Annotated in this window: 13 protein-coding genes and 1 pseudogene; 7 read left to right on the forward strand and 7 right to left on the reverse strand. The window is 66.7% G+C overall.

Translation table 11 applies throughout. The features are described from left to right. The first annotated feature begins 3 nt into the window (after window positions 1-3). Window positions 4-801: an SDR family oxidoreductase gene (locus AC5Y3P_RS03705; RefSeq protein ID WP_500044533.1), complete on the forward strand. Its 798-nt coding sequence runs from the start codon at window positions 4-6 to the stop codon at window positions 799-801. Between the two features lie 65 nt (window positions 802-866). Here the strand turns inward: AC5Y3P_RS03705 and AC5Y3P_RS03710 are convergent, their stop codons facing one another. Continuing rightward, entirely contained in the window at window positions 867-2,057 is a 1,191-nt protein-coding gene (locus AC5Y3P_RS03710; RefSeq protein ID WP_500044534.1) for a cytochrome P450, read from the reverse strand. A gap of 109 nt (window positions 2,058-2,166) precedes the next feature. Between AC5Y3P_RS03710 and AC5Y3P_RS03715 the strand changes: the two genes are divergently transcribed. Beyond that, on the forward strand, window positions 2,167-3,021 hold the full coding sequence (locus AC5Y3P_RS03715) for a TIGR03619 family F420-dependent LLM class oxidoreductase (protein ID WP_500044535.1): 855 nt from the start codon (window positions 2,167-2,169) through the stop codon (window positions 3,019-3,021). A 50-nt stretch (window positions 3,022-3,071) separates the two neighbouring features. On the opposite strand, the gene AC5Y3P_RS03720 is transcribed toward AC5Y3P_RS03715, so the two are convergent. Beyond that, complete coding sequence (locus AC5Y3P_RS03720; protein ID WP_500044536.1) at window positions 3,072-3,500, reverse strand: VOC family protein; 429 nt, start codon at window positions 3,498-3,500, stop codon at window positions 3,072-3,074. Between the two features lie 7 nt (window positions 3,501-3,507). Then, entirely contained in the window at window positions 3,508-4,278 is a 771-nt protein-coding gene (locus AC5Y3P_RS03725) for an SDR family NAD(P)-dependent oxidoreductase (protein ID WP_500044537.1), read from the reverse strand. Between the two features lie 172 nt (window positions 4,279-4,450). Here AC5Y3P_RS03725 and AC5Y3P_RS03730 point away from each other — a divergent pair, with 172 nt between their 5' ends. Then, window positions 4,451-5,131, forward strand: a complete 681-nt coding sequence (locus AC5Y3P_RS03730; RefSeq protein ID WP_500044538.1) for a nitroreductase family protein — start codon at window positions 4,451-4,453, stop codon at window positions 5,129-5,131. Between the two features lie 98 nt (window positions 5,132-5,229). Beyond that, entirely contained in the window at window positions 5,230-6,831 is a 1,602-nt protein-coding gene (locus AC5Y3P_RS03735) for a GMC family oxidoreductase (protein ID WP_500044539.1), read from the forward strand. Between the two features lie 9 nt (window positions 6,832-6,840). On the opposite strand, the gene AC5Y3P_RS03740 is transcribed toward AC5Y3P_RS03735, so the two are convergent. From AC5Y3P_RS03740 to AC5Y3P_RS03750, 3 genes are read right to left on the reverse strand one after another with little or no spacing between them, the layout of a single operon-like run. Beyond that, complete coding sequence (locus tag AC5Y3P_RS03740) at window positions 6,841-8,013, reverse strand: acyl-CoA dehydrogenase family protein (protein ID WP_500044575.1); 1,173 nt, start codon at window positions 8,011-8,013, stop codon at window positions 6,841-6,843. A 5-nt stretch (window positions 8,014-8,018) separates the two neighbouring features. After that, window positions 8,019-8,840 (reverse strand): mycofactocin-coupled SDR family oxidoreductase, encoded by an 822-nt coding sequence (locus AC5Y3P_RS03745; RefSeq protein ID WP_500044540.1) that lies wholly within the window; start codon window positions 8,838-8,840, stop codon window positions 8,019-8,021. A 45-nt stretch (window positions 8,841-8,885) separates the two neighbouring features. Then, on the reverse strand, window positions 8,886-10,073 hold the full coding sequence (locus AC5Y3P_RS03750) for a cytochrome P450 (RefSeq protein ID WP_500044541.1): 1,188 nt from the start codon (window positions 10,071-10,073) through the stop codon (window positions 8,886-8,888). Between the two features lie 80 nt (window positions 10,074-10,153). On the opposite strand from AC5Y3P_RS03750, the gene AC5Y3P_RS03755 reads away from it, so the two are divergent. From AC5Y3P_RS03755 to AC5Y3P_RS03765, 3 genes are read left to right on the forward strand one after another with little or no spacing between them, the layout of a single operon-like run. After that, complete coding sequence (locus tag AC5Y3P_RS03755; protein WP_500044542.1) at window positions 10,154-10,897, forward strand: SDR family NAD(P)-dependent oxidoreductase; 744 nt, start codon at window positions 10,154-10,156, stop codon at window positions 10,895-10,897. Between the two features lie 46 nt (window positions 10,898-10,943). Continuing rightward, window positions 10,944-11,186 (forward strand): ferredoxin, encoded by a 243-nt coding sequence (locus tag AC5Y3P_RS03760; RefSeq protein WP_500044543.1) that lies wholly within the window; start codon window positions 10,944-10,946, stop codon window positions 11,184-11,186. Next, entirely contained in the window at window positions 11,183-12,547 is a 1,365-nt protein-coding gene (locus AC5Y3P_RS03765) for a cytochrome P450 (protein ID WP_500044544.1), read from the forward strand. Before AC5Y3P_RS03760 ends, AC5Y3P_RS03765 begins: the two co-directional genes overlap by 4 nt. A 59-nt stretch (window positions 12,548-12,606) precedes the next feature. Here AC5Y3P_RS03765 and AC5Y3P_RS03770 read toward each other — a convergent pair. After that, window positions 12,607-12,781 (reverse strand): annotated as a pseudogene (locus tag AC5Y3P_RS03770) (amidohydrolase family protein); the annotation flags it as partial.

Consider the following 12,781-nt stretch of genomic DNA (forward strand, 5'->3'; position numbering starts at 1 on the left):
CCGATGAACCTCGACGGCCGGGTCGCCCTGATCACCGGCGGCGCTTCCGGGATCGGGCGCTGCACCGCGCTCCGGCTGGCCGGCGAGGGCATGCGGGTGTGCATCGTCGACATCGACGGGGCGGGCGCCCGTGCGGCCGCAGCCCCGTTGGGCGGCTTGGGAATTGGTTGCGATGTCTCCGATGCCGAGCAGGTCGACGCTGCCTTCGCGACCTGCACCCGCGAGCTCGGCACCCCCGACCTGGCCTTCCTCAACGCCGGGATCAGCATCCGCTGGTCCGGTGACATCGCCGAGTTGGACCTCGCCGACTACCGGCGCTCGCTCGGGGTGAACCTCGATGGCGTGGTGTTCGGCGCGGCGGCTGCGGTGCGCGCCATGCGGGCGGATCCGAGCGGCGAGCAGCGCGCCATCCTGGCAACCGCATCGCTGGCCGGCGTGCTGCCCTGGCACCCGGATCCGGTGTATTCCCTCGGCAAGCACGCGGTGGTCGGCTTCATGCGGGCCATCGCGGCCAATCTGACCGCCGAGCAGATCGCGGTGCACACGGTGTGCCCGGGCATCACCGAAACCGGGGCGCTGGGCAACCGACAGCCACTGGTCGAGAGCATCGGGGTACCGGTGATGGAGCCCGACGCCATCACCGATGCCGTCCTGGCGGCGCTGCGCCAACCCCTGGAGGCCACCGGCTCAACCTGGGTGGTGCAGCACGGAACTCCCGCGTGGGCAATGGAATTCGCCGACGTCGAAGGTCCGGACAGTCGACTCAACGTGCCAGTGCGCGTCGGCCGGTCCACCGGCTGAAATCCCACGATCCGCAATGGGCCCGCTGCACTCACGTGCGGCGGGCCCATTGACTCCCCGGTGGTTCAGCCCAGTATGGCCGGCACGCTCTCCCAGCCGCGCACCGTGGCGGTCCGGGCCCGTACCGCGTTGTCCAGGTCGATGGACCACTCGGGCCAACGCTTCAGGATCTCCTCCAGGGCCACCCGGCCCTCCAGCCGGGCCAACGAAGCGCCCAGGCAGAAGTGCGCACCGCGGCCGAACGACAGGTGATTGAAGCTGCGGTGGATGTCGAACACGTCCGGATCCTCGAGCTTGCGTTCGTCCCGGTTGGCCGATCCGGCCATCAGCAGCAGCGCAGCACCGGCCGGCACCGTCTGGCCGTGGTACTCGACGTCGGTGGCCACATAGCGCGCGATGTTCTGCACCGGCGGTTCGAAGCGCAGCACCTCTTCGACCGCGTGCGGGATCAGCGACGGATCCTCGACGAGTTCCCGGCGCTGATCCGGGTGCTCGGCCAACAGCTTGCCCAGCCAGCCGAACAACCGGCCCACCGTCTCGGTACCGGCGTTGGCGACCACGCCGAGGAAGACCAGCAGCTCCTCTTTGGTCAGCTTGCGCGGCTCGCCGTCCAGACCCCGGAACTCGGCACCGAGCAGTTCGGTCAACAGGTCGTCGGACGGGTTCTGTTGGCGCCATTCCACGTAGTCGCGGAACATGTTGCCGTTGAAGTAGTTGTCCTTGCTGACCGGCAGCGGTTCGCCGGGCTTGTTGCGCAGCCGTTGACCGGCAATCTTGCGAACGCTGCGCTGCAGCGAGTCCGGGATGCCGACCAGCATGCCGATCACCCGCATCGGCATCTCGGCACCGAGATCGTGGGTGAAGTCGAACCGGTCCCCGGTGGACAGCGGATCCAGGCAGGCCGCACAGAAGGCCCGCACCTGGTCCTCGATCGCGGCCATCTTGCGCGGTGTGAACGCGCGCGACACCAGCAGCCGGTGCATGGTGTGCAGCGGCGCGTCCTCGTTGATGAACACCCCGACCGGCATGTTGGGCTCGGCCTTGACCACCTCGAGGATGTCGCCCTTGGCCGAGCTGAGGTGCTCGGTATCCCGCAGGGCTGCGTCGACGTCGTCATAACGGCTGAGCGCGAAGAAGTCGAATTTCTCGTTGTAGTACAGCGGTTGTTCGTCGCGCAGCCGGCGGTAGACGGGATAGGGGTCGGCGTCGATTTCGAGGTCGTACGGGTCGTAGCCGAGCTCTTCGGTTGCTTGCATGAGGCTCCCAGGTCCGTACCGCATTGATGGCGGTCAATCCATGTCCGTTGCTGTACGATCGTACAGCACGGCAGCGGCAACTGCGAAGAACTCGAGCCAAGGGGAGTCGATGGATCTGGGATATGTCTCGCTGAACACGCCGGAGGACATCGCGCCCGCGACCCTCGGCGCCGAGCTGGAAGCCCGCGGTTTCGAATCACTGTGGGTCGGCGAGCACCCCAAGATCCCGGTGGCGGCTGCCGGCCAGTTCCCGGCTGGGCTGCTGGCGGCCCAGAAACGCATGTGGGATCCGTTCCTGTCGTTGGCTGCCGCGGCGGGAGCCACCAGCACGCTGCGACTGGGCACCGCGGTGGTGCTGCCGCTGGAGCGCGAGTTGTTCACCTTTGCAAAGGAAGTCGCGACGCTGGATCAAATGAGCCAGGGGCGGCTGTCGCTGGGCATCGGGGTGGGCTTCCGGGCGGAGCTGGAAGTCAGCGGCCCGATTCGGTGGTCGGACCGCTATCGCGCACTGGCCGAGACGGTGGCCGCACTGCGCGCACTCTGGCAGGACGACGAGCCGGAATTCCACGGTGAGTTCCACGATTTCGAGCCGGTCTGGTCGGCGCCGAAGCCGCAGCGGCAACCGAACCCGCCGCTACTGGCAGCCGCCACCGGTGACAAGGCGATTCGCAGCTGTCTGCCGTGGGCCGACGGTTGGCTGCCGGGCGACGCCGCATTCCGCGATCTGCCGTCGGCGTTGGACGCATTCCGCGGCACTGCAGCCGAACTCGATCGCGACCCAGCCGAGCTCGACCTGACCATCATGGCCTGGGGCGATCCCTCGCTACGCCGGTTGGCCGGCTATCGCGATATGGGGTTCAACCGGGTGGTGCTGGGCGGCGGGCGCCGCGGCGCCCTGGACCCCGCCAGCACGCTGGAGTTCCTGGACCGCTACGCCGAAATGGCCGACGAACTGCGCAGCTAACTGCGAGTTCGCCGGCCATTTCGCCCCCCGAATAACTCGGGCCGCTCCGGCTACCGTTTGGGCACCGGGCGGGCGCTGGAGTGGATCAGCTCGAGCAATTGTCCCTCCGGGTCGCGCACCATGCAGGCGTATCCGCCGCCCGGATCGGCAACCACGCTGCCACCGGCCTCCTTGACCGCGGCCTGCGCGGCCGCGAAGTCGTCGACCGCGATCGACAGGTGGGTCAAACCGCCCTGCACCAGGCCGCGTTCCGGCTCCTCCGGGGCCGGATGTCCGGAGAACGTGAGCAGTTGCAGGATGAAGCCGTCATTGTCCAGGTAGACCGCCTCGAAACCGATCGGCGGCTCCACGCCCAGCAGCCCGGCCGCCATTTTGTCCGGTACGGTCAGCCGATTGACCTCGGTGAAGCCGAGTGCGGTGTAGAACCGTTGCGCTTTGGCCAGGTCGCGGACCCGCAGGCCGAGATGGCTGACGCTCACCGACATCTCAGACCCCCGCCGGACCGGGCGCGCCGTGCATGTAGAGCGTCTGACCCGAGCAGTAGCTCGACGCATCGGAGGCGAAGAACAGCACGCCGTAGCCGATCTCGTCGGGTTCGGCGATCCGACCGGCGCCGTTGGTGGCCCCGATCGCATCGATGTCGAAGCCCTGCCGGGCCGCGTCGGCTTCCAGGCCCGGAGTTCGGATGGCGCCGCAGGCAATGCAATTGACCCGCACACCCTTGCGGGTCCAGGCCGCTGCCATGGTTCCGGTGAGGTTGTTCAGGCCGGCTTTCGCGGCCGCATACACCGGCGCCTGCGGCATGGCCAACAGGCTGGCACCGGACGAAATGTTGACGATCGCGCCCTTCCCGGCGGCGATCATCGGCTTGGCCGCCGCCCGCGACAGGTACCACGCGCTGGACAGGTTCAGGTCGAGCACCTGGTGCCACTCCTCGTCGGTCCACTTCATCAGCGACTTGGTCTGTCCGCCACCGGCGTTGTTCAAAAGTACGTCGAGACGGCCGAATTCGGCCAGGGTCGCATCGACCAGTGCCTGGCACTGCGCCGAATCGGTGACATCGGTCGGTACCGCGATCGCCTTGCGGCCGAGCGCCTCGATCTCGACCGCGGTGGCCTTCAAGGGCTCTTCGCGGCGGCCGGCCAGCACGATATCCGCGCCGTGCTCGGCGAGCACCAGGGCCGACGCCCGTCCAATTCCGGTGCCGCCACCGGTGATGACGGCAACCCGTCCCTCCATCGAGAACCTGTCGTTCACTGTGTCCACTCCCTCATGGTTTGCCGCCTACGACGAATGCAATACGACTGTACAGCATCGCGGGGCGTTGTGATTTCGGTGCGTTTGCGTGCGCTGAGCACCCCCTAGCGCACCGAAATGGCCACAGGTGTCAGGCTCGACACGAGCCGGGGCAGTCGAGTAAACCTGTCACATGCCGGATTCCACCAATGACATCTGGGAAGTGCTGTCCACCGCGCGTTCGGTGCGCCGTTTCACCGACGACCCGGTCGACGACGACACCCTCGACCGCTGTCTGCAGGCGGCGACCTGGGCGCCCAACGGCGCCAACGCACAGCTGTGGCGTTTCATCGTGCTCTCCGGGCCCGAGCAGCGCGCTGCCGTCGCCAAGGCGGCCCAGATTGCGCTGGAGAGCATCGAGGCGATCTACGGCATGACCCGGCCCGCCGACGATGACCAGAGCCGGTCCGCCCGCAACAACCGGGCCACCTATGAACTGCACGATCGGGCCGGCGAGTACACCTCGGTGCTGTTCACTGCCTACAAGAACGAATTCTCTTCGGAATTTCTGCAGGGCGGTTCGATCTATCCGGCCATGCAGAACTTCTACCTGGCCGCCCGCGCCCAGGGCTTGGGGGCCTGTCTGACCAGTTGGGCGTCCTACGGCGGCGAGGCATTGTTACGCGAGGTCGTCGGAATACCCGATGAGTGGTTCCTGGCCGGTCACGTCGTAGTGGGTTGGCCGCGGGGCCGGCACGGGCCGGTGCGCCGACGGCCGCTGACCGACGTGGTGTTCCGGGACCGGTGGGATCCGGAGCGCGCCGACATCACCTACGGCAGGGGAGCTCGCCCACGCGGCGGCGCCAAGGACTGAGATCGGCCCGGTTTCGACACTCCCGCTACCCAGACCCGCGGTCCTGCTATACGATCGTACAGCAGAACGCGGGGACGGCGCTGGCGGGAGAACACTCAATGACCGATTTCGACTACATCATCGCGGGTGCCGGATCAGCCGGTTGCGTACTGGCCAACCGGCTCTCGGCGGACCCGAACGTTTCGGTGTTGCTGGTCGAAGCGGGCGGTTCGGATCGCAGCCCGGTGTTCCACATTCCCAAGGGCTCCGGGCTGGTGTTCGAGAACGAGAAGTACACCTGGCAGTACACCACCACCGAGTTCGGGCCCAACCCGCACACCGAACGCTGGATGCGCGGCAAGGTATTGGGCGGTTCGAGTTCGATCAACGGGATGATCTACAACCGGGGCAACCGGGCCGACTACGACGAGCTCGAGCGGCTCGGCAACAAGGGCTGGGGCTGGGACGACATCCTGCCGATCTTCAAGTCCTTCGAGGACAACGCCTTCGGGCCCACGGATTTCCGGGGCGTCGGTGGGCCGCTGCACATCTCGACGCCCGCCACGCCGGACCCGCTGTGCGACGAGATGATCGCGGCCGGCACCCGGGTGGGTCTGGAACAGGTGGCAGACATCAACTCGACCGACGCCCCGCGCATCGGCTACACCACCGCGACCATCAAGAACGGGCGTCGGGTCAGCGCCGCTCGGGCGTTCCTCAAGCCGGTGTTGGGCCGGCCCAATCTGACCGTGCGGATGGGCACCCTGGTGCAGCAGGTGCTCTTCGAGGGGGATCGGGCCGCCGGCCTGCGGATCGCGGGCAAACGCGGCGCCGAGGACGTACGCGCCAGGCGCGAGGTGATCCTGTCGCTGGGCAGCCTGCAGACCCCGAAACTGTTGCAGCTGTCCGGGATCGGACCGGCCGAGGTGCTGCGCGCAGCGTCGGTTCCGGTGCGGTTGGCTCGGGAGAACGTCGGACGGCGGATGCGCGAGCACCGCTGCGTGGTGTTGCGACTCGAACTCGCCGAGGATCTCGGCTACAACCGCCAGCTGTCCGGCAACCTGGCCCAGGCCCGCACCGGGGCGCGTTACCTGGCCACCCGAAAGGGGCCACTGGCCACCCCGTCGTTCGATCTGGCGGCCTTCGTCAAGTCGACCCCGGACGCCGAGCGAGTGGACGGTCAGCTGCTGCTCGGCCCGTGGACCATTCCGGCCTACAACACCGGCGAAGCGGTGGTGATCCAGCGCCAGGCCGGAGTATCGGCGCTGGGGATGGCACTGCGTCCCACCTCGTTGGGCAGCTGCGAGATCACCGCGGCCGATCCGGACGCACCGCTGCGCATCGATCCCAATTACCTTGGTAGCGAATATGACCGGGAAGTCACGGCGAATCTGTACCGGCGGATGCGGGAGTTGTTCGAGCAGTCGCCGATCGCCGATCGGATCAGCCACGAAACCTATCCGGGCACCGACGTGCAGTCCGACGCGGATCTGGTCGACGCCGGCTTGGACGGTGGCTACTGCGGCTACCACGCGGTGGGCAGCTGTGCGATGGGCCCGTCCGACGACGACGTGGTCGATGACCGGTTGCGGGTGCGTGGGGTGGACGGTCTGCGGGTGGTGGACTGCTCGATACTGCCCACCATGGTGGCCGGCAACCTCAACGGCCCGATCATGGCGATGGCGTGGCGGGCCGCCGACTTCATCCGCGACGGCGAATGAGCGCCCGTCTCAACCGCGGGGTAGACCGAGAACGCGGGTAGCGATCACGTTGCGCTGGATCTCGGACGTCCCGCCGGCGATGGTGCCGGCGAAGCTACGCAGGTAGCGATCGAACCAGCTGCCTATGTAGTGATCCTGGTGCCAGGGCTGGTATTCGGTGAACGCAGGGTCTGCCAGGCCGGACGCTCCCGCGAGGTCCAGCGCGGCCTGGTTGGCGGCCTGCGCGGCCTCCGAGCCGAGAAGTTTGAGCACCGAGACCGCACCGTCGTCGGTCTCACCGCGGGCGGCCGCCGCCAACGCCTGCGACCCCAGCAGTCGCAGGGCCTGGTTGTCCATCAGTAGCCGCGCATAGTGATCGCGAGCCAACTCACCATGTGGGTGCCAATCGTCGATCATTTCCTGCAGGCGTTCGGCGTAGCTGAGCCACAGCAGTGTCCGCTCATGTCCCAGCGACCCGGTGGCCACCCGCCACCCGCCGTGCAACGGACCCACCAGATGATCCTTCGGGACCCGCACGTCGACGAAGAACACCTCGTTGAAGTCGACATCGTTCGGTCCGCAGACCGACGGGAATGGTCGACACGTCAGGCCAGGGGCGTCGGTCGGGATCATCAGTGCGCTGATTCCCTCGTGCTTGCGCGCATTCGGATCGGTGCGCACCAATACGAACATGACGTCGGCGTCGTGCGCACCCGATGTCCAGACCTTTTGCCCATTCACCACGAAGTCATCGCCGTCGGCGACCGCACGGGTGCGCAAGGACGCCAGATCGGAGCCGGCGTTGGGTTCGCTCATGCCGAGCGCGGCGGTGATCTCGGCGCGCAGGATCGGTACCGCCCATCTGCGCTGCTGCTCGGCAGTGCCGAAGCTGATCAGCGATGCCGCGATGATCCCGACGCCCTGCGGGTTGAATGTCTGGGCGATCCGTCGGCGGCCGAGTTCCTCGAAATACACGTACTGCTCGACGATCCCGGCGTTGCGGCCACCGAACTCCGGTGCGTTGCCGGGCTGCAGCCAGCCGTGGTCGAACATGGTGGCCTGCCAACGGCGCGCCCACTCCGGTAGCCGGGCACTGGATGTGATCCGCTCTGCGGTGCTGTGTTCGGCGGGCAGGTGGGTTTGCAGGAACTCGATGAACTCGTTTCGGAATTCCTCGATTTCGGAGCCGAATGTCAGCTGCATGCTCATCACATCACCGCGAAGCCGGCATCGACCGGTAGCGCCACCCCGGTGATGTAGCGGGCCTTATCGCTGAGCAGCCACAGCACCGCGTTGGTGACATCCAGCGGCTCGACGAACGGCACGTCGATCAGGTTGCCGCTCATGGCATTGGAGTCCGGGTTCTCGGCGAACCGCGCCGCCATGTGCTCGTTGAAGATCATCGGGGTCGCGACGCCGGTCGGATGCACCGTGTTGACCCGGATGTTGTGCTTGGCGTACGCATTTGCCGCCGATCGCATCAACCCGACCAGCCCGTGCTTGGAGGCCGCATACGCGAAGGTGGCGGCGCTGCCGTCGCCGCCCCGGCCGGTCAGTCCCTGCATCGAGCTGGTCAGCACGATCGACCCGCCGGTGCCGCGTCGAATCATCGATTCGGTGGTGGCCACCAAGGTGTTCCAGGCGCCGCGCAGGTTGGTGTCGACGATGTCGTCGTAGACCTGCTGATCGGCGGGATCGGGCAGACCCAGGCCCACCACACCGGCGTTGGCGATCACCGCGTCCACCTCGCCGAACTGCGCGATCCCGGCCGCCACCCCGGCCTGCAGCGCGGTCAGGTCGCGCACATCGGCCACCACCGGATGCATCCGGCCGCCGGCGTCCCGGACCATCTGCACGGTCTCAGCCAGGTCCTGCTCGGAGGCCAGCGGGTAGGGGATCGAATCGATGTCGGCACAGCGGTCGATGCCGATGATGTCGACACCCTCGGCGGCCAGCGCGACGGCATGGCTACGGCCCTGTCCGCGGGCAACGCCGGTGATCACGGCAACATGGGGATATTCCTGAGGCATGGTTCTCCGTCTCGGTCGGTTCGGTACCGGCAGCAGTGTCGAGGTTCAGGTCAGGATCGCGGGCATCCGGTCCCAGCCGCGCACGGTAGAGGTCCGCGAGCGCCGGGCATTCTCCAGGTCGACGTCCCACTTCGGGAACCGCTTGAGCACCTCTTCGAGTGCCACCCTGCCCTCCAGTCGGGCCAGCGGTGCGCCCAGGCAGAAATGCGCGCCCCGGCCGAAGGTCAGATGACCACCGGGCTTGCGGTGGATGTCGAAAGTGTCCGGGTCATCGAAATGCCGCTCATCGCGGTTGGACGAGGCCAGCATCAACAGCAGCGCACTGCCGTCAGGGATGGTCTGGTCATGGAATCGGACATCCGAGGTGGCCACGAACCGGGCCACGTGCGGCCCGGGCGGTTCGAAGCGCAGTAACTCCTCGATCGCGACGGGTATCAGGCCGGGATCTTCGACGAGTTCCTGACGCTGGTCGGGGTGCTCGGCCAACACCTTGCCCATCCAGCCGAACAATCGGCCGGTGGTTTCCACGCCGGCTCCAGCGATCACGGCCAGGAAGATCAGCAGTTCGCCGGTGCGCAGTTTGCGGGTGGTACCGGTTTCGTCCTCGAATTCGACCGCGAGCAACTCGGTGATCAGATCGTCGGACGGGTTCTTCTTGCGCCACGCGACGTAGTCGGTGAACATGTCGCCGTCGAAGTAGTGATCCTTGTCCACCGGCAGCGGTTCACCCGGCTTGTTGCGCAGCACGGCGTGCGCATGCGCGCGCACCGACGGCTGGTCCGCGTCCGGGATACCGACCAGCATGCCAATGGTGCGCATCGGCAGTTCGGCACCGAGATCGGCGACGAAGTCGAAGCGGTCCGCTCCGATCAGCGGGTCGAGGCAGGACGCGCAGAAGCTACGCACCTTGTCCTCGATCTCGCGGATCTTCTTCGGCGTGAACATCCGCGCCACCAGGGCGCGGTGGATGGTGTGCAGCGGCGGATCCTCGTTGATGAACACCCCGGCCGGCATCACCGGGTCGGTCTTGACCACCTCGAGGATGTCGCCCTTGGCCGAGCTGAGTCGCTGCGGATCCCGCAGTGCTGCATCCACGTCGGCGTAGCGGCTCAAGCCGTAGAAGTCGTGCCGTTCGTTGTAGTAGACCGGGCATTCGTCGCGGAGCCGCCGATACGTCGGGTACGGGTCGAGGTCGATGTCCACGTCCCACGGGTCGTAGTACAACTCGCTCATCGGGCCTCCTGAGGTGATTGATCTCACGACCTTATCGGATACACTGTACAGTCGTACAGCATGAAGCGAGGAGAGTGCCCGTGAACCGGGTAGCAGTGGTCACCGGCGGCGGATCCGGTCTGGGTCAGTCGATTTGCACTCAGTTGGCCGACGACGGCCACCGGGTCGCGGTGTTGGACGTCAATGTCGAAGCCGCAGACAAGGTCGCCGCCGAGATCGAAGCCCGCGGCGGGCACGGACTCGCCGTCGGCGTCGAGGTCTCCGACCAGGATTCGGTGCAGTCCGCGTTCGACACCGTGCGCAGCCGGCTGGGACCGGTCGAGATCCTGGTGACGAGCGCGGCCATCTCCGGCTTCACCCGCTTCGACAAGATCACCCTCGACGAATGGAACCGGTTCCTGGCGGTCAACCTGACCGGGACGTTCCTGAGCTTGCAAGCAGCGCTGACCGACATGGTGGCCGCCGGTTGGGGCCGGATCGTCACCATCTCGTCGGCCGCCGGCCAGCAGGGCGCCCAACGCCAGGGCCACTACTCGGCGACCAAGGGCGGTGTGATCGCGATGACCAAGGCTGTCGCGCTGGACTACGCCGGCAAAGGCATCACCGCAAATACTGTGCCGCCGTTTGCGATTGACACGCCGATGCTGCGCGACCAGCAGGCCAAGGGCAAGCTGCCGCCGTCGGAGTATCTGAACCAGGCCATCCCGGCCGGCCACCTCGGCTCACCCGAGGATGTGGCCGGGCTGTGCTCTTACCTGTGCTCAGAGGCCGCCGGATATGTCACCGGACAGGTGATCGGAGTCAACGGCGGTGCGGTGCTGTGAGGGCGCATTCCTGCACGACAACGAGATACCACGTCAAGGAGCTGCGGTGAAAGTACGAGTCGAACCCAGTCGGTGCCAGGGGCACACCCTGTGCGCCATGATCGCACCCGAGGTCTTCGAACTCGATGATGTCGATGGCCACGCGCACGCCGTCGTCGAGCAGGTGCCCGACGAGTTTCGCAATCAGGTCCGTGAGGCCGCTCGGTCTTGTCCCGAACAGGCAATTCTGATCGAGGTCGAACGGGCGCCGGCGGGCTCCGACGCAGCCCACCACGGAGCGACGGCATGAGTCCGACCGACCAGCACGGAAAGGCCGCCACGGTGCCCACCTACCATTTCGACCGGCATCACCCAGACTACCGGAACCAGTTCTCCGACATCACCCACGAGATGCAGCAGAAGTGCCCACTGGCGTGGACGGATACCTACGACGGTCACTGGGTGGCGGCCGGCAGCAACCAGGTCTTCGAACTGGCGCGCTGCCCGCACGTCTCCAATGACCACGACGTGCACAATGAACGCCGCGGCTACAAGGGCATTTCCATTCCGCTGATGTTGGAAGCCGAGGGTATCCGCGGCGGCATGCTCGAAATGGACGACCCCGAGCATCGGTACTACCGCAGCGCATTGAATCCCTACCTGTCCCCGGCCGCGGTCAAGCGCTGGGAGCCGTTCGTCGACGAGGTGGTGCGGGCCTGTATCGATGAGCGGATCGAAACCGGCAGCATCGACTTCGTCGACGATCTGGCCAACGTGGTCCCCGCGGTGCTGACGTTGGCCATGCTCGGCGTCCCGTTGGCGAAATGGACCATCTACAACGAACCCGCGCACGCCTCGGTGTACACCGCACCGGATTCCCCTGATGCACAACGGGTGCGCGAGCTCTACTTCGCGATGGGCCTGGACTTGTTCACCAGCCTCGGCGAGATCCGGGAACAGCCCCGGCCCGGCATCATCGACGCGCTGGCCAAGCTGCGGATCGACGGCGAGGCCCCGCCGGACATCGAGTTACTGGGCATGCTCAATCTGTTGATCGGCGGTGGTTTCGACACCACGACGGCGCTCACCGCGCACGCATTGGAATGGCTGTCGGAGAACCCGGCACAGCGCCAACGGCTCAGCGCCGAACGAGATACCTTGTTGAACCCGGCGACCGAGGAGTTCCTGCGCTACTTCACCCCGGCCCCGGGCGACGCCCGGACCATCTCCGACGACATCGCGGTCGACGGAATCGCACTCCGAGAGGGGGAGCGGCTGTGGCTGTCGTGGGCGATGGCCAACCGCGATCCGGCGGTGTTCGACCAACCCGACGAGGTGGTTCTGGACCGAAAAGGAAACCGGCACTTCAGTTTCGGACTGGGTGTGCATCGCTGCATCGGATCCAACGTGGCCCGCACGGTGTTCAAGGCGATGGCCACCGCGGTACTGGACCGGATGCCGGATTACCAGTGCATCCCCGAGGGCGCCGTGCATTACGACAGCATCGGGATCATCCAGGGTATGCGCAATCTGCCGGCGACCTTCACCCCTGGGCCTCGGCTGGGTCCTGGGCTGGACGAGACCCTGGTGATGCTCCAGCGCGCCTGCGACGAACAGGGCCTGGCCCGTCCGATCACCGAACGCAAGGAGTCGGCTCAGATTTCACGCTAGGTGTACACCGAAACGGCCACCCGGTAATCCGGGTGGCCGTTTTGGTGTTGCGTGGCCGGCTACTGCGCCGTGGAGTTGCGCGCTGCGGCCATCAGCGCTCCCATGGCATCGCCATTGGACCGGTCCGAGTTGCTGAGCGCCTGGATCGAAACGTCGTGGCCTTCGGCCGATTTGCGCAGGGCGCCGACGGTGGCCTGGTCTTTGGGGATGTGGGCGAACGGGTCGAAGTGGTAG

The sequence above is a fragment of the Mycobacterium sp. NGS45 genome (assembly GCF_059812645.1).